Source organism: Mitsuaria sp. 7 (assembly GCF_001653795.1).
Lineage (GTDB): Bacteria > Pseudomonadota > Gammaproteobacteria > Burkholderiales > Burkholderiaceae_C > Roseateles.
The window spans coordinates 1,128,314-1,150,163 of sequence record NZ_CP011514.1 but is presented as its reverse complement, the minus strand read 5'-3'; the positions used below and the strand labels follow the sequence as shown (position 1 = coordinate 1,150,163).

Here is a 21,850-nt window from a genome sequence, read left to right as displayed (position 1 = left end):
CATCGTCATGCGCGCGGACCGGATTCTGCCGTCACTCCGGTCACTCCCGTCACTCCCGTCACTCGGGTCTCTCTGGTCACTCGGGCCACGCGCCGCCGCGCCTCGTCCGCCAGCGTTGGCAGATCGAGCTGTCGATAGATCCCGGCGAGCCGGCGGTTGATCGCCACTTCATCCGGATCGACGCGCCGCTTCGCTTCCAGCGCCTGCTGCGCATCGACCAGCTCGCCGGCATGCGTGGCGGCGTCGACGTGCAGCAGCGCGAACAGGTCGCGCTGCGCGTGGCTGCCGCCGATGTGCACGAGGCCGGGCAGCGCCTGGCTCAGCGGGTGCCAGGCGCGCTCCGGCTCACCGCGCGCATGCGCGACCAGACCGTTCGCCGCGGGCCAGACGACGTCGGCCCACACGGCGCGGCGACCGTGGTCGGCCTCGCGCACCGCCGCCAGCAGCGCCTCCGCTTCGGGCCGCGCGGCACGCGCCAGGCCGTAGAGATACAGCAGCGTCAGGAAGGGCTCGACCGTGTCGATGCCGCGTTCAGCGATGAAGCCGGCCAGTTCCGACCACCGGTCGCCGACGTCGACGCCGCACCACTCCAGGCGCGCGAGCAACTGCACCGCGCCGGCCTGGTCCTGCGAGTAGCTCCTCGACACGCCCCACACCGCGCCGTCGTAGAGCGCGAGTGCTTCCTCGTCTCGTCCGCGCGCGAGGTAGAACAGCGCCAGATGCCAGGCCAGATGCGTGGACATGAACGAGTTCAAGCCGGTCCAGCCCGGGCGCCAGCCTTCGAGCAGGCGGGTGCCCTCCTCGATCCGGCCGGTCGTCAGCAGCACATGCGCAAGCGCGTGCTGCGCCCACGGCTCGCGCTCGTCGGCCCGCAGCGCCAGCGCGCGACGCGCGGCCGCTTCGGCTTCCTCCAGCAGGTGGCACTGCTCATACGCGAAGGCGGCCATGCCATGCGCATAGGCGTTCTCTGCATGCTGCGGCAGCACGCGCAGGATCGCGCGCAGCATCGCCGGCGAGTCGCCCCGGTTGAAAGCGAAGTACTGGCGCAGCTTCACCACGAGCAGATCGCGCGGGAAGCGCTCGATCAAGGCATCGGCCTCGCGCTGCGCGGCGGGCACGTCGCCGTCGACCCAATGCGCCAGCAGCTTCACGTGCCGGGCCTCGCGCTCCGCGGCCGCGCGAGCCTCCGGCGACGCGGCGGCGCCATCGGAGGCACTGGCGGAGGGTTGATCGCGCAGCGCCCGCTCGGCGGCCTGCAGGAACGGCCGCGCCTGCGGCGGTCCCTGGGGTGACTCCAGGAACATCCACAACCAGCCCGCGTAGACCTGCGCCAGCACGGTATCCGGATGCGCCTGCGCGGCGGCCAGGATGCCCTCCGCGCGCGTCTCGTACGCGAGCAGACCCCCGATGAAATCGTTGATCCCCGCGCGCACGTCCGCAGACCCCGCACGGAACGGATTCCCCAATTCGTCATTCAGCAGCATGACGATCCTTCCCTGAACAGCAACACCCTTGCCGCGCCCCGATTCAGGTGCAGCGATGCATCCGAAGCGGGGTCGTGGCCGCGATCTAGTAGTTGTAGCTCAGAGTGAGTGTCACTGTCCTCGGGGCGCCCGCTGCGGCGACATTCAAATCGTCCTTCGTGCTCGGCCGGTTGCCGAAGAAGTTGCGCGTCAGGTCGTACTGCTTGTCGAACAGGTTCTGCACGCCGAGCTGCAGCGACCACGGCGAGCTCACCGGCGCCACCTCCACCCGCGCGTTGGCGAGCCAGTAGCTCGGGATGTCGTAGGTCTTGCCGCCGTCGACGTTGAGCAGGTTCAGCCACGACGGGTACTTCGCGTGATAGCTGTAGTCCGCCGCGACGCGCCAGTCGAAGCTGGCCGCCGTCCACGCATACGCGACGTTGCCGCCGTAGCTGACCTTGGGCAGGAACTGGTCGCGACCGGACAGGTCGCCCAGCAGCGGCGAGTTGAAGCGGTCGAACTTCGCGCGCTTGTAGCCCAGCGCCTGCCCGATGCTGAGCCCCGCCAGCGGACGCCACTGCACCTCGACCTCGCCGCCGTCGACCTTGGACTTGTCGATGTTGATGATCTTGCCGACCAGCGCGCCGGTGGCGGTCGTGGTCACGTCCTGGAACTGCTGGTCGCGGTAGTCGTAATGGAAGATCGCCGTGTTGACGCGCAGGCTGCGGCTCAGGTCGGCCTTGTAGCCGAGCTCGAAGGCCAGCAGCTTCTCGGGCTGGAACGGCTCCAGCGCCAGCGTGTTGAAGGTGTTGTGCGCGGTGATGCCGCCGGACTTCACGCCGCGGCTGATCGAGCCGTACAGCAGCTGCCCCGCCGCCGGCGTGTATTCCAGCGCCAGCTTGCCCGAGGTGTTGTTCTTCGACAGCGACTGCGCCGCGCCGTTGACGCCCAGCCCGGCGATGACCGGCGTGGTGTTGGTGCTGAAGTCGTCGATGGCGCGCTTCTCATGCTCCTGGCGCAGGCCGGCGACCAGCTTCAGATCGCTGCTCAGCGCCTGGTCCACCTGCCCGAACACGGCCCAGGTGCGGCCGGTCTGGTCGTAGCGCGTTCGCGTGATCAGGCCGTAGTCGCGGCGGAAGTCGGTGGTCCAGTCCTCGCTGAGCTTCTCGCGCGACGCGTACACGCCGCCGACCCAGTTGAAGCTGCCCGTGCCCTTTGACGCGAGGCGCAACTCCTGGCTCAGCGTGGTCGCCTTGTCCTTCCAGAACACGTCGGAGTGGTTGATCTCGGTGCCGTCCCAGTCCGCGAGTTCCTTGCGATCGAAGCGCTGGTGCGCGGTGATGCTCGTCAGCTGCGTGGCGCCCAGGTCCCAGTTCAAGGTCAGTGCGACGTTGGTGGCGCTGTTGTCCTTGTGCGGCTTGGCGTCGGCCGATTCGCCGACCAGCGCGGCGAAGTCGCTCGCGAAGCCCCAGCCGGTCGCGCGGCGGTTCGTGTCGGCGGCGAAGCCGTACGTGGGTCGCGCCGTGAAGAGGTAGAGCCCCTGGACATCGGACTTGTCGACGTTGTGGTTGATGCTGAGCTTCGCGGTCAGGTCGCGGGTCACGTCCCATTCGAGCTGGCCGCGCAGCGCGCTGATGTTCTTGTCGCCGAGCTTCTGACCCGTGGTCCGGTTGCGCTGCCAGCCGCCGTCCTGCTCGGTGGCGGCGGAGAGCCGGCCGCGCACCGTGTCGCCGAGCGCGCCGGAGACGAAGCCCTGCGCCGTCTTCGCGCCGAAGGAGCCGATGCCGACGGAGCCGCCGAACTCGGTCTGCTTCGTCGGCGCCTTGGACACGAAGTTGATCGCGCCGCCGGTGGTGTTCTTGCCGTAGAGCGTGCCCTGCGGACCGCGCAGCACCTCGACGCGTTCGAGGTCGAACAGCAGGCCTTGCGTCTGAACCGGGAAGGCGAAGGACACCTCGTCCAGGTAGACGCCGACCGGCGAGGAGTTGTTGCTGCCGTAGTCCTGGAAGCCGATGCCGCGGATGCGGAACTGCGGCTGGCCGCTGCCGAAGGCGGGCTCGATCTCCAGGCTGGGGATCTCGTTCTGCAGCTTGTTGACGCTGGTGATTCCCTTGGCGCGCAGCTCGTCGCCGGACAGCACGCTAATCGCCACGCCCACCTCCTGCGCCGATTCGACGCGTCGCTGCGCGGTCACCTCGACGCGGTCCAGCGTGGCCGCCGAGGCCGCGGCGGCGGGCGCGCCCTGCGCCATCGCCGAACTGCCCAGCACCGCCAGCACGGCCGCCGACACCGCTTTCAATTCATTTCGCACACCCACGTGTTTACCCACTCGCATACCGATCCCGATCTTCTTCATTTGTTGATCTGACTCCGGCCGGTCCGTGCACATCCGTGGCGGGCGGCGAAGGTGGCCGTTGTATTTCCGGGCCAGCGGCGACTTTAGGAATCGCGCTGATTCCGTGCGACGAAGGAATCGGCGCATCGATATACGCACAAGCGGCGGCCCAGGGCGCTCTGCGGCTCATTTCCCCTGGGGCTAGCGCAGTTCCACCACCCTCGATCGAATATCGATACGCCGAAAGGTTTCTCTGGATTTTCAAGCGTCTGAATAGAGTGAAACGTGAGCCGCAAAGCATTTTGCAGTAATCGCACATATTCACGTCTTATTAACGCCTGAGAATAATGCAAGCCCATTTGAAAGCAGTTTCCCTCGCGGTCGCCAGCCTTCTCGCCGGTTCGTTCGGCACGGTCGGTAGCGCGTCGGCCCAGCCCGGCGCCGACGTCGCGACGGGCGCTCAGAACACGCCCGACGCCTCCAGCGCCGCAGGGACAAGCAGCAGCGCTGGCACGGCGCTCTCCACCGTGACGGTGCAAGGCACGCGCACGCGCTCGCTGGGCGCCGGCGCGCTCGGTGCCAGGTCTGAACTGGAGACGCCCTTCTCCGTCCGCCAGGTCGATGCGGAGGACCTCGACGCGCGCCAGGTGAAGTCGCTGGGCAAGGTCTTCGCCAACGATGCGTCGGTGATGTCGCTGGGCGACACGTATTCATTCAACGCGTATTCGATCAACGTACGCGGCATTCCGCTGGACGATTACAACGGCTACAAGATCAACGGCCTGCCGTTCTTCATGACCACGGTCGAGCTGCCGATCGAGACCTTCGAGTCGGTGCAGCTGCTCAAGGGCTCGTCGGGCTTCATGTACGGCTTCGGCGCGCCGGGCGGCATCATCAACTTCGTCACCAAGAAGCCGACGGACAAGCCGCTGCTGAGCGTCGACGTGGGCTACCGGTCCGACGGCGTCTTCAGCGAGCACGTCGACGCGGGCGGCCGCGTCGGCTTCGGCGACGGAGATGCCGATCGCTACGGCTATCGCCTCAACCTCACGCACGAGCAGGGCGAGACCTACAACGGCGCGCAGGTGCAGCGCAACTCGGGTTCGGTTTCGGTGGATGCCAGGCTCACCTCGTCGCTGACCTGGACCGCGGACGCGATCTATCAATCACGTCGGGTCCAGGGCGGCGTGCAGGACTTCTTCCTGGACGACTTCACCGGCACGCAGATCCCGAAGGCACCGAGCGGCCGCAAGGACCTGAACGCGCACGACACGACCTTCTTCAACTCCAACGTGTTCTTCGTGTCCACGGGCCTGCAGTGGAAGATCGATCCGACGTGGACGGCCAAGGTGGACGTCAGCCGCAGCCAGGATCGCCGCCGCTACTCGGGCCAGTGGATGGGCCTGCTCAACGAGTCCGGCGACTACACGGTCTACCTGAACAAGGCGCAAGGCGCGGCGACCTACGAGCAGGCGCAGGCGCTGCTCGAAGGCAGCTTCACGACGGCCGGCATCCAGCACCAGGTGACGGCGGGTCTGGCGTGGCAGGGCTTGAACAAGCAGACGGTGCCCAAGTCGCTCTACACGCCGATCGGCGACGAGAACCTCTACCAGCCGATCACGCCGCTGCCGTGGAACGGCAGCTACGACGACTCGCTGCAGTATCACAACTACCACTCGGCGCAGAAGGCGGTCTTCGCCAGCGACACGGTGGCGTTCTCGGACCAGTGGTCGGTGCTGCTGGGCCTGCGCTACTCGGACTACGACCAGACCTCGTACAACACCGCCGGCGCGGTGACCAACCAGTACAAGAAGACGCCGGTCACGCCGACGGTGGCGGTGATGTTCCGTCCGCGCGCGGACACGCTGGTGTACGCGAGCTATGTGGAGGCGCTCGAGCAAGGCAGCACGGTCGGCACGACCTACGCGAACGCCGACGAGGTGCTGGCGCCGCTGAAGAGCAAGCAGTACGAGGTGGGCGCCAAGCACGACGGCCGCGGCTGGGGCGTGACGGGCGCGCTGTTCGAGATCGACCGCGGCGCGGAGTACGCGAACGCACAGAACTACTATGTCTCCAACGGTCAGGTGCGGCTGCGCGGGGCAGAGCTGAACGGCTACGTCAACGTGGACACGGGAACGCGCGTGACCGCGAGCGCCGCCTACACAACCGGCACCTACCGCCGGACCGATCCGAGCCTTGAAGGCAACCGCCTGGAGGGCATCCCGAAGTGGCAGGCGTCAGTCGGCGTCACTCAGAAGGTGCCAGGTGTTGACGGCTTGAGCGCGAATGCCGAAGTGCACTACTTCGACGGCCTCACGGCGGACGCCAGCAACAAGTACCGGCTGCCGAGCTACTCGCTGGTCAACCTGGGCGTGAGCTACCAGACGCGCGTCGCCAGCCACCCGGTGACGCTGCGCGCGGGCGTGGACAACGTGTTCAACCGGAACTACTGGGGGTTCCTGGCGTCGGGGTACACGTTCGTCGGTGCGCCGCGGACGCTGGGGATCAACGCGAAGATCGAACTCTGAAGTCGGTTCCTGCGTGAGGCTGCTGGCCCTCACCCCTGCCCTCTCCCGCAAGCGGGAGAGGGAGTCCGACCGAGGGCCTCCGCCTTCTCCCGCAGTCAGGTCTCGCCCTCGTCCACCTCTGCCTGCTGCTGATCAACACGATGTTGCTCGGCCGAAGCCGGCCTGCGCCTGCGCCGCGGCTGAGCCTTGACCGTCGACAGGGTGGTTCGAGCCGCTTCGAACGGATACCAAAGGACGAAATTCGTGACCAGCGTTGCCTTGGGTTCCGCCATGGGTGCGCATTCGACCGGCGCGCCATGGACAGGACCGTGCCCACAGGGATCCACCCGCCACGCGGGCGGATCTTCGTGGTGCTCGTCGCAGAGATCGGCATCGTCGTCATCACCTCTCGCGACGGCCGGACCCTTGGCGCACAACGACGCCTTCCTGGCCGCATGCTGCCGTTCGATCATCGCTTCGATGTCCGGCCGGCGCGACATCGTCGCGAGCAGGTCCGTCTCCGGCCTGGGGCGCGCCTTGGTGGGCTCCGTCGGCGATATCAGCTTCTTGTGGTGATCCCGCATCACGGTCGGGAAGTCAGCCGCAGCTGCAGTCGCGCTCGCCAGCGCCCCGCTGCCGGGCCTCGCGGCGGTAGGCGGAACGTAAGGCGTCGATGGAAGTGCTCGGATGCCGGTCATGGGGAATCCTCGTGGCTTGACTGCATTATCTACCAACTAGTAGATTGCGCGCATCTCCGAGTTGCCTGGCTGAGCCCGGGTGCTACGCTGGCCTCTCATCCACCCCAGCAACCACATTCGACCCGAACCGCCATGAAGCTCATTGGAATCCTCGGCGGCATGTCAGCGGCCTCGACGCAGATCTACTACCGCCAGCTGTGCGAGATCACGCGTCGGCGTCTCGGCGGCCTGCACTCCCCGGAGCTGCTCATCAGGTCGCTCGATTTCGCGACGATCGAGCAACTGCAGGCCAAGGGACGCTGGGACGAAGCCGGCGAGATCCTGAACGCGGAGGCCAAGGCCCTGGAACGCGCCGGCGCCGACTTCATCGTCCTGGCCACGAACACGATGCACAAGCTGGCCGACCAGATGATGGCTGGCGTGGGTATCCCATTGCTGCACATCGCGGACGCCACGGCGGATCGCATCAGGAAGTCCGCGCTCAAGACACCAGGTCTCATCGCGACGGCGTTCACGATGGAGCAGAGCTTCTACGTCGATCGCCTCAAGGCGGCCGGGCTGCAGCCCCTGATTCCCGACGACGACGATCGCGCGGACGTGCATCGCATCATCTACGACGAGCTCTGCAAGGACATCACGACGAGCCCCAGCCGATCGAGGTTCGAGGACGTCGCGCGCCACCTGGTGAGTGGCGGCGCGGATTGCATGATCCTCGGCTGCACGGAGGTCGGGATGCTGCTCGACGCCGGCAACGTGTCCGTGCCGGTCTTCGACACGACGCTGATCCACTGCGAGTCCGCGATCGAGCTGGCGCTGGCGCCCTGACCGGGCGCCTCGCTTCACGCGCTATCGGGCCGGAGTCGCCCGATCCGTCGCGGCATCCCACATCCCCATCGCCTCGGTCACGGCCTTCTCGATGACGGCGTGCCGGACGCGATCGCGGGCGAGCACCGACAGGCCCTGGAAGAAGCTGTCGAACGCGATGGCCAGCGACGCCGGATCCGTGGTGTCGCGCAGCTCCCCGCTCTTGATGCCCCGCTCCACGCAGGCGCGGAAGCCGGCGCGGGTGCGACTGCGCACCTCCCGCAGCAGCTGGGTGACGGCCTCGCTGCCCGTGGAGGCGGCGCCGACGACGCCCAGCGCCACCATGCAGCCCTTCGGATGCCCGCTCTCCGTCTGCATCTTCGCCGACCGTTGCAGCGCCAGGAACACGCCCTCCCGCGGCGGGACCGACGTGTCATGCAGGCTCCGGGTCAGGTTGCCGTAGATCGCCATGTACCGCTCCAGGGCCTCCTTGTACAGCGCCTCCTTGGACTCGAAGGCCGCGTAGAAGCTGGGCGCGGAGATCCCCTCGCCCATCGCCGCCTTCAGCTGCGACAAGGACGTCGATTCAAAGCCGTGCTCCCAGAACAGGTGCATCGCCGAAGTGACCGCCGCATCGCGGTCGAAGGTGCGTGGTCGGCCCCGCTGAGCCATGGAGATCTCCCACAGTCAAAAGATACATACTAATCGATACACAATCATCGGACAACACACGGCCCTCCGCCCCATGCCGTCGTCCTCAATACGCTTCCGCACGACGACGCGTCGCGCACAAGTCCGTTGACACGGCCTTCGACGCTGCCTTATATTTGTACCGCTCGATACGTAAATCAGCGCAGGCGAGGTGTTCACACGACCTCGCATTTTTTTCTCTATTTTTGTACCAATCGGTATTCAATCAGGAGCCCCCATGTCCAAAGAACTTGAAGCACGCCTGGATGCGATCGAAAGCCGCTTCGCGATCGATGCGCTGATCGCCAACTACGCCGAGGCGTTCGACACCATGAACGAGGAACTGCTGGCGACCCTCTGGCATCCCGAGTCGCGACTGCTCCTGGGCGCGAACGGCAACGCCGAGGGACTCGAGGCCATCCTGGCGCAGGCGAGCGTCAACATGAAACGCATGCCCCACATGCATCACTGGATGGCGAATGCGCTGATCACCGTGGACGGCGACAACGGCCACGGTCTGGTCGCCGCGGACTGCATCTTCTACGACGTCGACCAGGGGCCGCTGCAGGTGAGCGGCCAGTACCGCGACGTCTATCAGCGGCGCGACGGCCGCTGGGCTTTCCTGGAGCGCACCTTCACCATGCACTACGCCGTCCCGCTCCAGAACTGGGTCCCCATCATGGGAACAGAACGTTTCGGCCGCCCGGCCTGATCCGAACCGCGGCCATCAAGCTCATGCAAACGACGACCTCCGCCACGCGTCGGTGGTCGGCGTTCGCGGTGTTGCTGGTGGGGGCGTTCCTGCCTCCGCTGGACTTCTTCATCGTGAATGTCGCCCTGCCGTCCATCCAAGGCACGCTCCAAACAAGCGCTGCAGAACTGCAACTCGTGATCTCCGGCTATGCCGCGGCGTATGCGGTCTTCCTCATCACCGGAGGACGGCTGGGCGACCTCTTCGGCCGGCGCCGGATCTTCCTGATCGGCATCACCGGCTTCGGACTGACGTCGGTGATGTGCGGCCTCGCAACGTCGCCCGCCATGCTGATCATCGGGCGGGTGCTTCAAGGCCTTAGCGCCGCCGCCATGGCGCCGCAGGGGCTGGCCTCCATCCACGCCCTCTTCCCGGAGCAGGAGCGTTCACGCGCGCTGGGCCTTTACGGCGCGGCGGTCGGGCTGGCGGCGGTCGCCGCGCAGGCGCTGGGCGGTGCGTTGATCTCCGCGGACATCCTCCACCTCGAGTGGCGAATCATCTTCCTCATCAACCTGCCCGTGGTGGTCGCGGTCCTGATCTTCGGCCTGCCCTTGCTGCCCGACGTCCGCGGCGACAGCCCGGCGCCCATCGACCGGATCGGCGTGCTGCTGTGCGCGCTCACGCTGGGCCTGCTGATCGTGCCGCTGGTCGAAGGGCGTGAGCGGGGCTGGCCCTGGTGGGCCTGCGCGATGCTGATCGCGTGTCCGCTCGCCGGCTTCTGCTTCTGGCAATACGAGAAGGCCTTCGCACGCCGGGGCGGCGTTCCGCTCGTCAGCGTCGACCTCGTGCGCATGCCTGGCTTGATGAGCGGCCTCACGGGCGTGCTCTTCTTCTACGTCGTCTCCGCCTTCTTCCTGGTGTTCTCCGTCTACCTGCAGTCGGCGATCGGCTTGAGCCCCCTGGCGACGGGGCTGGTGTTCCTGCCGTTCGGTGTCGGCGCCTTCATCGGGCCGTTGACGACGCCGCTGGCCACCCGCGTCTTCGGCGACCGGATGCCCGCCATCGGCATGCTGCTCGAAGTGGCCGGGTGCGTGCTCCTCGCCGTGCTGGTGGCGGCGACGCCCGGACAGATGCCGGCTCAAGGTCCGCTGATCGCCGCGGTCGGACTGCTGGGCTTCGGTCAAGGGTGGGCGTTGCCGACGCTCGTCCGCGCCATCATCAATCGCGCGCCGGCGACCGGTTCCGGGATGATCGCCGGCATCACGAATTCAGCCTTGCAGATCAGTGCGGCGCTCGGCGTGGCAGTCATCGGCGGCGTGTTCTTCAGCGTCGCGGGCACGTCACCGGGTGCGGCGTCCATGGCCCGGGCGCTGATGGTCGCCATGCTGTGCATCGGGGCCAGCCTGAGCGTGGCGGCGATCTTCTCGATCGTTGCTTCGAGGTCGAGCGCTCGCGTCGCGGCGAGGCTCGCGTCGACCTGAAGGGGCGCCTCCCGCGTGTTCGCCGGCGGTCCATCCCCCTCGATCCGGGGAGCCACGAGGCCACTTCGCCACGTCCTATGTTCGCTACCGAACATTTCCCGGCTACGATTTCCTGACAAGAACGAGGAGTCGGGATGCGAGTCACGCACACGGTGGCGGCGGTGGCCTTGGCGGCGATCGCGGTGTGGAATGCGCGGGTGGGATGGGAACTCCAACCGTCGCAGCCGGAAGAGGCCTTGGGCAACTTCCTGGGATCGGCGCTGCTGCTGGCCTGCAGCGCCGCCCTCGCCTGGCATGGCAGCGCCAGGCCACAGGCCCGCAGGGACCCGCGCCGGCGCCCCGATCCGCACTGAGCTACGGCAGCCGCTCGCGCAGGACCTGGATGAACGCCTGGAGCGCCGACGGCACCTGCCGATGGCCCGGGTAGTAGAGGACAAGACCTGGCCCCGGCGGGCACCAGTCGTCCAGGACCGTCTCCAGCCGTCCGCTGCGGAGATAAGGCGCCACCGCGGGTTCCGGCACATACGCGATGCCCCGGTCCTCGAGCGCCGCTTCCACCATCAGCGCGATGCTGTTCAGGGTCAGGCGACCCGGGACATCGATGGCGAGCTTCTCGCCGCGGCGCTCGAACTCCCAGCGGTACAGCTTGCCGCTCGGCATCCGGTGCCGGATGCCGGCGTGACGCTGCAGGTCCTGCGGCGAGGTCGGCGGGCCCGCCCGTTTCAGGTAGTTGGGCGACGCGACGGTCACGAAGCGGATGTCGCCGCCGAATCTCACCGCCACCATGTCCTGCGGCACCGACTCGCCCAGACGCACGCCGGCATCGAAGCCGGCCTCGACGATGTCCACGAAGCGGCCCTCGGTGACCAGGTCCACCGACACGTCGACGAACCGGTCCAGCACCCACGGCACCACCTCCCGCACCAGGAGCCAGGCCGCCGTCTCCGGCGCATTGAGGCGCACGGTCCCGGCCGGCACGCCGCGCGTGGCGGACGCCTCCGCCAGCGCGGCGTCCACGTCTTCCAGCACCGGCGTCAGCCGGGTGAAGAGCCGCTCGCCGGCCTCGGTCAGCGCGACGCTGCGCGTGGTCCGGTTGAGCAGGCGCACGCCCAGGCTCTTCTCCAGCGACTTCATCGCGTGGCTGAGCGTGGAAGGCGCCACCCCGACCTCCTCCGCCGCGCGCCGGAAGTTGCGGTGCGTCGCCACCAGGACGAACGCGTTCAGGTCGTTGAAGGAAGGACGGGGCATGTCGTTGAAGACTCCTGCGGGATTGATGGCCTGGTTTCATCAGCCTGTTCGCGGAGGCAGGTCAATCCGGGAGGCACGCGGACCTACGCTGAAGGCCATCCCATTCTTTCAGGAACGAAGCATGAGCAAGACCTGGTTCATCACCGGCGTATCCAGCGGCATCGGCCGGCTGCTGGCCGAGAAGGCGCTGTCACGCGGCGATCAAGTCATCGGCACGAGCCGCAACGCCAATGCCCTGCCCGATCTGCGCGCGAATCATCCGGAGCGTCTGCGGATCGTGGCCCTCGAGCTCAAGGATCCGGCCGCAGTCCGCGGCGCCGTGGACGACGCGTTCCAGCGCGCGGGGCGCATCGACATCCTGGTCAGCAACGCGGGCTACGGCGTCTTCGGCGCGGCCGAGGAAACGGACGATCGCCAGCTGCGCGACATCATCGACGTGAACCTCATCGGCGCCATCGCGCTGATCCGCTCGGCGCTGCCGCACCTGCGTGCGCAAGGCGGCGGACGCGTCCTGCAGATCTCGAGCGAAGGCGGCCAATGCGCCTATCCCGGCTTCAGCCTGTATCACGCGACCAAGTGGGGCGTGGAAGGTTTCGTGGAGGCGGTGTGCCAGGAGGTCGCCTCGTTCGGCATCGAGATCACGCTCGTGGAGCCCGGGCCGGCCCGCACGGAGTTCGGGACCAACCTCGTGAAGACGGCGCCCACGCCGGCCTACCAAGACACGCCGGTGCAGCAGCTGCGCGACGGGCTCGATGGCAGCTGGGTCATCAAAGGCGACCCGGACCGGATGACGACGTCGATGCTGGAGATCGTCGATCGTCGCGACCCGCTGCCCCGACGCCTGGTGCTGGGCGCGGACTCGTACGCGAATGTCAGGCAGGCGCTGTCGACACGTCTCGCGGAATTGGAAAGGCAGCAGGCCGTCGCCCTGTCGGCGGACTTCACGGACAGCGAGCTGGCGAAGTTCGAGTCGAAGGCCGCAGACAGGTCTGCCGAATGAACGAGAGATGACCCGTCGCCATCGAGTTCCAGCAGGTGCGGTGAACGGCGCCCCCCGTTTCGCGAAATCAGGCGATCGCCCCGGCGTCCGCGACCAGCGACGCGCCCGTGATCACGCTCGCTGCGGGACTGGCAAGGAAGACCACCGCGTTTGCGATTTCCTTCGGCTGGCCGAAGCGACCCAGCGAGGTCATGCCGCGCTGGAAATCGGCGGCCGGGCCGTCCGCGGGATTGGCGTCCGTGTCGGTGGATCCCGGATGGACGATGTTCACCGTGATGCCTTTCGGACCCAGCTCGCGCGACAGGCCGCGAGTGAAGGCAAGCAGCGCCGCCTTCGTCATCGCGTAGGCGGTGACGCCGGGGAACGGCACCCGCTCCGCCAGCCCCGATCCGATCGAGACGATCCGACCGCCTTCGGCGAGATGCGGGATCACGGCCTGGGCATACAGCACGGGGGCGCGCACGTTGGTGTCCATCAGGGTCTGGTAGTCGCCCAGGTCCAGATCGGCGATCAGACCGTTGTGGCCGATGGCGGCGCTGTTGACGAGGATGTCGATCCCGCCCAGCGCCGCGACGGCCTCGCGCACCGAGCGCGTGATTGCCTCGGGATCCGCGCTGTCGGCCTGGATCGCCACGGCGCGACGTCCCGTGCCCTCGATGGCGCGCGCCAGCGCCAGCGCCTTGTCGGCCGAATGCCGATAAGTGAAAGCCACTTCGGCGCCGTTCTCCGCCAGGGCCGTGGCGATGGCCGCGCCTATGCCCCGCGATCCGCCGGTCACCAACGCGCGCTTTCCCTTCAAGTCGATCATGTCCATTCCTTCGATTCAGTCGGGCCGGCGGCGGATGGAATACCCGCCGTCGTCTCCGCCGACAAAGGAAAAGTGTCGACCGCGTGGGCCGTCGGGACAATGATCGCGATTGCTCGAATCCGCCTGGAATTGCTCGTCACCCGGTGTCGCCCGATGTCGCAGATCGACGCGAAGGATCGTGGATCAGCGCGTCAGCTGAGACGGTCCTTCCGCCACGCCGACGGCGTCGCTCCGGTCAACCGGCGGAAGGTCCGCCCGAAGTGCACCGCATCGGCAAACCCGGTCGCTTCGGCGATGTCCTCCAGGGAGCCGGCGCTGTCCAGCATCAGCGCCTGGGCACGCTGGATCCGCGCCTGCAGCTGCCACTGGTAAGGGGCGAGACCCGTGGATGCCTTGAACGCCCGGTTGTAGTGCGACGGTGACAGGCCCGCGAGCTTCGCCAAGGCGGCCAGTTCCACGCGCTGCGGCATGTGGGCTTCGAGGAAGCTCAAGGCGTCCCTCAACTGGAGCGGCGACAGCTTCGATCCCGCCTTCGCGCCGCGAGGGTCCGTCCGGCCGAGGAAGCGGACCGCGAGCGCGGTGACGAGCGCATCCCCGTACAGCTGGACCGAAGGATCGGGATCGGGGACGGCATCGGCCAGCAGCTTCATCAAGGTCATGATCCGCTCGTCCGAGAAACGCAGGAGCGGCGTCTGCGCCAGTCCGCCGGTGTGCGACAGGTGGCAGCGTTCGCTGAGCGCGGCCACGTCGAAACCCAGCCTCACGTCCTTGACGTGTCGCGCGTCCTCGCTGAATCCCCAGATCGTCATCCCCGCGGGCACATAGTTGATCTGCCGCGGCTTGTAGTCGACCGGACACGCGGCATCCCGATTCAATCGAGGCTCGGAACGATGGGTGCCCACTTCCTCGTAGATCATGCCGAGTCGCGCCTCTTCCTGGTGAGGCACCTGATACATGACCCGTCCGGCACAGACGAATTCCGCCGCGATGACGTTCACGCCCGCCCACGTGCGGCTGGCGCTGGTCACGCTCAGCAGGTTCTCAGGGAGTTCGGCAGCTGGTTGCATGCCGCATTCTGACGCTCACACCAGCGTGATGGTCGGTCTCACATCCAGGCGCTGTTTCAGCAGCCCCACGCTCAGATAGAAATCCGCGCTGCGCTGCTGGTCCGCGAGCACCTGGTCGTCGAGCGCGATCCAGCGCGTGGCGCGGCGCTCGAACTGCAGGCGCGCGGCCTCGACGGGGATGCCGATGATGCGTGCCAGCGCCGCGGAGAACTCCGGCACGTGCTGATAGGACCAGGCCTGAGCGCGCTTCACGCGCTGCGCCAGGTCGGCCAGCGCCTCGCGTTTGGTTGCAAGCGCCTTGTCGGTCGCCGCCAGGAAGCTGAGCCCGGACCACTGCCCTCGCCCGCTCACCAGCACGCGGGCGTGACCCGCGGTTTCCGCGAGCGCGGTGTAGGGCTCCCACGTCGCCCACGCGTCCAGCGAGCCCTGCGTCAATGCGAGCTTCGCCTCCGCAGGCGGCAGGAAGCGGACCTGCGCGTCGTCCGGCTTGAGCCCCGCCGACGCCAGCGCCTTCAGCGCGATGAAGTGCCCGATCGAGCCGCGGTTCGTGCCGATGGACTTGCCCTTGAGGTCGGCGGCCGTCTTGAACGGCGAGTCCGGCCGCACCAGCACCGCCGTGCCGTAGGCATCGGAGCGGTTCACGGCGAAGGCCTTGATGCGCGTGCCCGCGGCGATCGCGAAGAGCAGCGGCGCGTCGCCGATCGGGCCGAAGTCCACGGCCTCCGCGTTGAGCGCCTCGGCCAGCGGCGCGGCGGCGGGGAACTCGCTCCACTGGATCTCGTAGGGCAGCTGGCGGAGTTCATCCGCCGCCTCGAGCAACGCGCGCAGATTGCCCTTCTGGTCGCCGGCCTTCACCACGATGCGGCCCTGTGCGCGCACGGAGCGCACGTAGGGAATGGCAGCCAATGCCGCGAGTGCGGCTCCGCCGGTGAGCGCCCGGCGGCGCGAGAAGTCGTTGGAATGGGAACTCATGCAGTCCTCGAAGCGGAGAAGGAAATGCGAACCGGGATCAAGCCGCCCGGCGCTGCGCGAGGCGCTGCTCGACGAGCGCCCGTGTGCGCGGGATCAACTCGCGGCCGTAGTCGATCGCGTCCTCCAGCGGATCGAAGCCGCGGATCAGGAAGGTCGTGACGCCCAGGTCGTAGTAGTCGAGCAGCGCCTCGGCCACCTGCTCCGGCGTGCCGACCAGCGCGGTGCTGTTGTGCCGCGCGCCGGTCTCGCGCGCGATCTCGGTCCACAGGCGCTTGTCGACGCGGCTGCCCTTCTCCGCCGCGGCGAGCAGGCGCCGCGCCCCCTCGCTCTGCTGCGGTCCGCCGCGGCTGTAGCCGGCGGCGACGCGCAGGCGGCGTGTGTCCTCGAGGATGCGCTCTGCGCGGGCCCAGGCGGCCTCCTCGGTATCCGCCAGGATCGGCCGGAAGGACACAGAGAACCCGATGCTCCGCCCATGGCGCGCCGCCTCCGCGCGCACGCGCCGCGTCAGGTCGGCGGTCTGTTCCAGCGATTCGCCCCAGAGCGCATAGACATCCGCATGCTTGCCGGCCACCGGCAGCGCCGCGTCGGACGCGCCGCCGAAGAACACTGGGAGGTGCGGCTGCTGGCGCGGCTTGACCTCGCTGAAGCCGCCGTCGAAGCGGTAGTGCGTGCCTTCGTGATCGAAGGGCTGATCGCTGGTCCAGAGCTGTCGCAGCAGACCGACGTATTCGTCGGTCCGCTCGTAGCGCTGGTCGTGGTCGAGGTAGTCGCCATCGCGGCGCTGCTCGGCGTCCGAGCCGCCGGAGATCACATGCACCGCCAGCCGGCCGCCGGTGAACTGGTCGAGCGTCGCGAGCTCGCGCGCGGCCAGCGTCGGCGCGATGAAGCCGGGCCGGTGCGCCAGCAGGAAACCGATGCGCGAGGTGTGCGCCGCCGCGTGGGCGATCGTCAGCTGCGCGCTGGGTCCCGTCGAATGGTGCGGCACGAGGATGCGGTCGAAGCCCGCCGCCTCGTGCGCCTGGGCGAAGGCGGTCACGTAATCCGGATCCACCACCGGGCCGCTGGCCGGGTGGATTTCGGACGTCTTCTGCGACTGGATCATGCCGATGAATTGGATGCTCATGCCGGTGGCCTCTGCGTTGGTCTGACAGGAACGGAACGTAGAGATCCGCGCCGTCCGCGGCAAAGAACGAATCCGACTTTCCATGCTCGGATTGCAGGATTCACGGCGGCCACGACGGCGCCCACACTGCGACGCATGAGCGCCCTTCGCCAGCCCGTGCCACCGGAGCCCTTGCAACGGTTCATCGCCGCCGTCGAGGCATTGATCGGCAAAGGCCTGCGCGAGTCCGAGCTGTTGACGACGCTGCGCCCGCTGCTCGCCGAGCTCGTCGCGCACGACGACTGGCTGCCGTCGAGCCATGCGCGGCCGGGCGCCGATCGCTATCGGCAGTACCCGCTGCATGTGGACCCGCAGGGACGCTTCTCCATCGTGTCCTTCGTCTGGGGACCGGGTCAGGCCACGCCCATCCACGACCACACCGTCTGGGGGCTGATCGGCATGCTGCGCGGCGCGGAGGTCTCGCAGGGGTACCGCTTCACCGGGCCGCATGAGCTGGTGCCGGAGGGTCCGCCGGTGCGCCTGTCACCGGGTCAGGTCGAGGCGGTCTCGCCGCGGCTCGGGGACATCCATCGCGTCCACAACGCGGTCGAGGGTCAGGTCTCCATCAGCATCCACGTCTACGGCGCGGACATCGGCCGCATCGAGCGGTCGACCTACGACGCCGATGGCACGCCGCATCGCTTCGTTTCGGGGTATTCGGCACTGGCCTGACTTCCACGGCCGCTGGCCCTCACCCCCACCCTCTCCCGCGTTGCGGGAGAGGGAGTCCGACCGAGGTCGTCCACCGTCGCATCCGTGCGACTGGACATCGCGTCGTGCGAATACGCGATCAACTCAAATGAGAAACTTCTCAATTGAGAATTATTATCAACAACTCGCGGTCCGCTCGACCATGTCCCACTCCCACCCCCGATCTCCGCGGCACAGGCCGACGTGATGCCCCTTCGTTGAGGGCCACGGCAGGAGACGCCCTGCCATGTCCACTTCGCTCCGGTCCTCGCGCGGCTTGCCCCGCCCTGCGTTTCCCTCGCTCGTCGTCGCCCTGTCCGGCGCCGGTCTGCTGATCTCCACGCCCGTCCTGGCGCAGGAAGCGCCGGCCAAGCCCGCGGCTGCCGCACCCGCTGCGCCCGCAGCATCGGCGGCTTCGGCCACCGCGGCCGACGTCGCGCTGCCCGCGGTCACCGTCAACGCCAACCGCCTCGGCGAGATCACCGAGAAGTCCGGCTCCTACGCCTCCGGCACCATCGCCACGGCGACGCGCCTGGTGCTTTCGCCCAAGGAGACGCCGCAGTCCATCAGCGTGATCACGCGCCAGAAGATGGACGACTTCAACCTCACCTCCATCGACGACGTGATGGCCCAGACCCCGGGCATCAGCATCGTCACCTACGACAGCGAGCGCACCGAGTACTACTCGCGCGGCTTCGCGGTCCAGAACTTCCAGTACGACGGCGTGCCGATGACGCGGGACTCGTCCTACTCCGCGGGCAACACGCTCAGCGACACCTCGATCTACGACCGCGTGGAAGTGCTCAAGGGCGCGACCGGCCTGCTCACCGGCAGCGGCTCGCCCGGCGCCACGATCAACCTGATCCGCAAGAAGCCCACGCGCGAGTTCCGCGGCCACGCCTCGGCCGGCATCGGCAGCTGGGGCACCTGGCGCAGCGAGGTCGACGTCGGCGGCGCGCTCAACGAGAGCGGCAGCCTCCGTGCACGCGGCGTCGCCGCCTACACCGACCGCCAGTCGCAGGTCGACCACTACGAGCGCAAGACCACCGTGCTCTACGGCATCGTCGAGGCCGACCTGACCCCCGACACGCTGCTCACCGTCGGCTTCGACTACCTGGACAGCAAGCCCAAGGGCTCGAGCTGGGGCGGCATCCCGCTGCTGAATTCGCTGGGCGAGTTCAACGACCGGCCGCGCTCCTTCAACAACGGCGCGACCTGGAGCCGCTGGGAGCAGTACACCCGCACCGGCTTCGCGACGCTGGAGCACAACTTCGACAGCGGCTGGGTCGCCAAGCTGCAGCTGAATCACCAGATCAACGGCTACGACGCCAACCTCGGCGCGGGCGCCTCGGGCTTCCCCGACCCGGCGACCGGCGCCGGCGTGTCGATGTGGATCGGCCAGTACATCGGCAAGACGACCAGCGACGCCGCCGACGTCTACGCCACCGGCCCCTTCACGCTGGCCGGCCGCAAGCACGAACTGGTGGTGGGCGGCAGCCTGGCCCGCCGGCAGTGGAAGAACGACGGCTACTACCTCGCCGACGGCTACGACGTGAACGTGCCCAACTACTACCAGTGGAACGGCCAGGTGCCCGAGCCCGTGTGGCACGGCACGCCCGACTTCACCAACGACGAGACGACGCGCGAGCGCGGCCTCTACGCCGCCGCGCGCTGGAACCTGCCCGCCGACCTGAAGCTGATCACCGGCGGCCGCTGGTCCGCCTACCGCAACAAGGCGCAGGGGCTGGACGAGTCCGGCGTGTTCATCCCCTATGTCGGCGCGGTCTGGGACCTGACCCGCGAGTACGCGCTCTACGCGAGCTACACCGACATCTTCTCGCCGCAGTCCTCCCAGGACGAGGCGGGCCGCACGCTGGATCCGCTGCGCGGCAAGAACTACGAAGCGGGCGCGAAGGCGTCGTGGCTGAACGGCCGCCTGAACGCGTCGGCGGCCTACTTCCAGCTGCAGCAGGACAACTTCGCGATCGAGACCGGCGGCAAGACGCCCACCGGCGGCGTTGCCTATCGCGCGGCCGACGGCATCAAGACCAAGGGCGTGGAGTTCGAGATCTCCGGCCAGATCACGCCGAGTTGGCAGCTGCAGGCGGGCTACACGCACAGCGTGTCCAAGCAGCAGGGCGAGCGCGTCACGACGCTCACGCCGGCCAACCAGTTCAGCCTGTACACCACGCACAAGCTCGACGGCGCGCTGGGCGGCGCTCTGAACGGCCTGCGCGTGGGCGGCGGCGCGCGCTGGCAGGACAAGACCTGGGGCGACATCAGCACGCCCGGCGGCGGCATGGTGAAGCACACCGTCGATGGCTACTGGATCTTCGACGCGATGGCGAGCTACGAGTTCAACAAGAACCTGTCGGCGTCGGTCAACGTGACCAACCTCTTCGACAAGAAGTACTACACGATCTTCAGCTACTACTCGACCTACTCCTGGGGCGCCCCGCGCGCGGTGTCGGTCAACGCGACCTACCGGTTCTGAGCGTCAATCCGCGCGGTCCAGCACCGCGCGGACCGCCGCGGCCAGCTCGTCCAGCGTGAACGGCTTGCCGAGCAGGTCCACGCCGGGATCGAGCACGCCGTTGTGCACGACCGCGTTGCGCGAGTAGCCGGTCGTGAACAGCACCTTCAGTCCGGGCCGGCGCCGGCGCGCCTCGTCGGCGAGCTTGCGCCCGTTCATGCCCGGCATCACGACGTCGGCAAAGACGAGCGCGATCTCGGGGTGCGAGTCCAACAGCTTCAAGCCCGCCTCGCCGCCGTCGGCCTCGAGCACGCGGTAGCCCAGCTCCGTCAACGCGTCGACGGAGGACGCGCGCACGGCGGGTTCGTCCTCGACCACCAGCACCGTCTCCTGGCCCTGCGACGCGGACACCAGCGGCACGCGCTGCGACTCGATCTCCTCTTCCTGATCGTTGAGCAGGCGCGGCAGATAGATCTTCACCGTCGTGCCCTGACCGGGCTCGGAGTAGATCTTCACGTGGCCGCCGGACTGCTTGACGAAGCCGTAGACCTGGCTGAGGCCGAGGCCCGTGCCGCGGCCCACTTCCTTCGTCGTGAAGAAGGGATCGAAGGCCCGCGCCAGCACGTCCGGCGTCATGCCGCTGCCGGTGTCGGTCACCGCGACCATCACGTACTGGCCGGGCAGCACGCCGACCTGCTCGGCGACGTAGCGCTCGTCGAGGTGGGCGTTCGCGGTCTCGATGGTCAGGCGCCCGCCGTCGGGCATCGCGTCGCGCGCGTTGACGGCGAGGTTGAGGATCGCGCTCTCCAGCTGGTTCGGGTCGGCATGCGTGCGCCACAGGCCGCCGGCCTGCACCGCCTCCAGCGAGATGGCGCCGCCGATCGAATGGCGCAGCAGGTCGGACATGCCGGCCACCAGCCGGTTGGCGTTGAGCGCCTCGGGCCGCAGCGGCTGCTGGCGCGAGAACGCGAGCAGCCGTTGCGTCAGCTGCGCCGCGCGCTGCGTGCCGTTGCGCGCCGCGTCGACGTAGCGCATGGCCTGCGGGTCGTCCTTCAGGAACTTGCGCGCCAGCAGGTCGAGTGAGCTGACCACGACGGCCAGCATGTTGTTGAAGTCGTGCGCGATGCCGCCGGTCAACTGACCCACGGCTTCCATCTTCTGGGACTGGCGCAGCGCCTCCTCGGTGCGCAGGCGCTGCTCGACCTCCTCCTGCACGCGGCGTTCCAGCGTCTCGTTGAGCTCGCGCAGTTCCTGGTCGGCGCGATGGCGCCGCGTCACGTCCTGGAACAGCACGGCCACCTGGCGGCGCTCGACCGGATCGATGCGGAAGGCGGAAAGCTCCAGGTAGCGCCCGGTCCGTTCGAGCTCGCGCTCGAAGCGCACCGGGATCCCCGTGAGCAGGACCTTGCGGTAGGTCTCGACCCAGGCATCGGCTTCGGCCGGCACCATCTCCCGCACCTTCTGCCCGACGACGTCGGCGATGCCGGCGTTGGCGTAGTACGCCGGGTTGGCGAGCACGTGCACGTAGTCGCTCAGCGGGCCGTGCGGGCCGTCGATGAACTCGATGACGCAGTAGCCCTCGTCCATGCGCTCGAAGAGCGTCTGGAACTGGGCGAGGTCGTTGGACTGGCGCTGGGCTGACGCTTCCGAGAGGCCCTCGGAGGTCGCCGCCGCGGCGGGGAGATCGGAAGGCTGGCGCAGGTCGTCGGTCATGGCGGGCGATGGAGCTGGGCCCTTCCGGAGCGAAGGGGACGGCGGGAG

18 protein-coding genes are annotated in these 21,850 nt (G+C 68.1%); 8 read left to right on the top strand and 10 right to left on the bottom strand.

Annotation, left to right across the window (positions count from 1 at the left end; genetic code table 11):
• Window positions 1-5: 5 nt before the first annotated feature.
• Together ABE85_RS05075 and ABE85_RS05070 are read right to left on the bottom strand one after the other, a co-directional pair.
• On the bottom strand, window positions 6-1,484 hold the full coding sequence (locus ABE85_RS05075) for a hypothetical protein (RefSeq protein ID WP_067270713.1): 1,479 nt from the start codon (window positions 1,482-1,484) through the stop codon (window positions 6-8).
• A gap of 85 nt (window positions 1,485-1,569) precedes the next feature.
• Window positions 1,570-3,753 (bottom strand): TonB-dependent receptor, encoded by a 2,184-nt coding sequence (locus ABE85_RS05070; RefSeq protein WP_067270711.1) that lies wholly within the window; start codon window positions 3,751-3,753, stop codon window positions 1,570-1,572.
• A gap of 404 nt (window positions 3,754-4,157) precedes the next feature.
• Between ABE85_RS05070 and ABE85_RS05065 the strand changes: the two genes are divergently transcribed.
• A complete protein-coding gene (locus ABE85_RS05065; protein ID WP_231993232.1) occupies window positions 4,158-6,326 on the top strand; it encodes a TonB-dependent siderophore receptor in 2,169 nt (722 codons plus the stop codon).
• Between the two features lie 95 nt (window positions 6,327-6,421).
• Here the strand turns inward: ABE85_RS05065 and ABE85_RS05060 are convergent, their stop codons facing one another.
• A complete protein-coding gene (locus tag ABE85_RS05060; RefSeq protein WP_067270705.1) occupies window positions 6,422-7,003 on the bottom strand; it encodes a hypothetical protein in 582 nt (193 codons plus the stop codon).
• 132 nt (window positions 7,004-7,135) lie between these two features.
• Here ABE85_RS05060 and ABE85_RS05055 point away from each other — a divergent pair, with 132 nt between their 5' ends.
• Window positions 7,136-7,828: an aspartate/glutamate racemase family protein gene (locus tag ABE85_RS05055; protein ID WP_067270702.1), complete on the top strand. Its 693-nt coding sequence runs from the start codon at window positions 7,136-7,138 to the stop codon at window positions 7,826-7,828.
• Between the two features lie 21 nt (window positions 7,829-7,849).
• Here the strand turns inward: ABE85_RS05055 and ABE85_RS05050 are convergent, their stop codons facing one another.
• Window positions 7,850-8,479, bottom strand: coding sequence for a TetR/AcrR family transcriptional regulator (locus ABE85_RS05050; RefSeq protein ID WP_067270699.1), 630 nt, complete (start codon window positions 8,477-8,479; stop codon window positions 7,850-7,852).
• A gap of 256 nt (window positions 8,480-8,735) precedes the next feature.
• Here ABE85_RS05050 and ABE85_RS05045 point away from each other — a divergent pair, with 256 nt between their 5' ends.
• From ABE85_RS05045 to ABE85_RS05035, 3 genes are all read left to right on the top strand, one after another.
• A complete protein-coding gene (locus ABE85_RS05045; RefSeq protein ID WP_067270696.1) occupies window positions 8,736-9,209 on the top strand; it encodes a nuclear transport factor 2 family protein in 474 nt (157 codons plus the stop codon).
• 23 nt (window positions 9,210-9,232) lie between these two features.
• Entirely contained in the window at window positions 9,233-10,669 is a 1,437-nt protein-coding gene (locus ABE85_RS05040; protein WP_067270693.1) for an MFS transporter, read from the top strand.
• Between the two features lie 134 nt (window positions 10,670-10,803).
• Window positions 10,804-11,022 (top strand): hypothetical protein, encoded by a 219-nt coding sequence (locus ABE85_RS05035; RefSeq protein WP_067270690.1) that lies wholly within the window; start codon window positions 10,804-10,806, stop codon window positions 11,020-11,022.
• A 1-nt stretch (window position 11,023) separates the two neighbouring features.
• Here the strand turns inward: ABE85_RS05035 and ABE85_RS05030 are convergent, their stop codons facing one another.
• On the bottom strand, window positions 11,024-11,917 hold the full coding sequence (locus ABE85_RS05030; RefSeq protein ID WP_067270686.1) for a LysR family transcriptional regulator: 894 nt from the start codon (window positions 11,915-11,917) through the stop codon (window positions 11,024-11,026).
• A 121-nt stretch (window positions 11,918-12,038) separates the two neighbouring features.
• Here ABE85_RS05030 and ABE85_RS05025 point away from each other — a divergent pair, with 121 nt between their 5' ends.
• Window positions 12,039-12,917: an SDR family oxidoreductase gene (locus tag ABE85_RS05025; RefSeq protein ID WP_067270683.1), complete on the top strand. Its 879-nt coding sequence runs from the start codon at window positions 12,039-12,041 to the stop codon at window positions 12,915-12,917.
• Window positions 12,918-12,984: 67 nt separating this feature from the next.
• On the opposite strand, the gene ABE85_RS05020 is transcribed toward ABE85_RS05025, so the two are convergent.
• The 4 genes from ABE85_RS05020 to ABE85_RS05005 form a co-directional block, all read right to left on the bottom strand.
• Window positions 12,985-13,725, bottom strand: coding sequence for an SDR family NAD(P)-dependent oxidoreductase (locus tag ABE85_RS05020; RefSeq protein ID WP_067281906.1), 741 nt, complete (start codon window positions 13,723-13,725; stop codon window positions 12,985-12,987).
• Window positions 13,726-13,916: 191 nt separating this feature from the next.
• Window positions 13,917-14,792 carry a helix-turn-helix transcriptional regulator gene (locus ABE85_RS05015; RefSeq protein ID WP_067270679.1) on the bottom strand — a complete coding sequence of 292 codons (876 nt, stop codon included), beginning with the start codon at window positions 14,790-14,792 and terminating at the stop codon, window positions 13,917-13,919.
• A gap of 15 nt (window positions 14,793-14,807) precedes the next feature.
• Window positions 14,808-15,764 (bottom strand): ABC transporter substrate-binding protein, encoded by a 957-nt coding sequence (locus tag ABE85_RS05010; RefSeq protein ID WP_067270676.1) that lies wholly within the window; start codon window positions 15,762-15,764, stop codon window positions 14,808-14,810.
• A gap of 37 nt (window positions 15,765-15,801) precedes the next feature.
• The gene (locus ABE85_RS05005; protein ID WP_067270673.1) at window positions 15,802-16,887 is read right to left on the bottom strand and encodes an LLM class flavin-dependent oxidoreductase; all 1,086 of its coding nucleotides are present in this window, start codon (window positions 16,885-16,887) and stop codon (window positions 15,802-15,804) included.
• Window positions 16,888-17,022: 135 nt separating this feature from the next.
• Here ABE85_RS05005 and ABE85_RS05000 point away from each other — a divergent pair, with 135 nt between their 5' ends.
• A complete protein-coding gene (locus ABE85_RS05000) occupies window positions 17,023-17,598 on the top strand; it encodes a cysteine dioxygenase (RefSeq protein WP_067270669.1) in 576 nt (191 codons plus the stop codon).
• A gap of 265 nt (window positions 17,599-17,863) precedes the next feature.
• On the top strand, window positions 17,864-20,110 hold the full coding sequence (locus ABE85_RS04995; RefSeq protein WP_067270665.1) for a TonB-dependent siderophore receptor: 2,247 nt from the start codon (window positions 17,864-17,866) through the stop codon (window positions 20,108-20,110).
• A gap of 3 nt (window positions 20,111-20,113) precedes the next feature.
• Here the strand turns inward: ABE85_RS04995 and ABE85_RS04990 are convergent, their stop codons facing one another.
• Complete coding sequence (locus tag ABE85_RS04990; protein WP_082938333.1) at window positions 20,114-21,802, bottom strand: ATP-binding protein; 1,689 nt, start codon at window positions 21,800-21,802, stop codon at window positions 20,114-20,116.
• Between the last annotated feature and the right edge of the window lie 48 nt (window positions 21,803-21,850).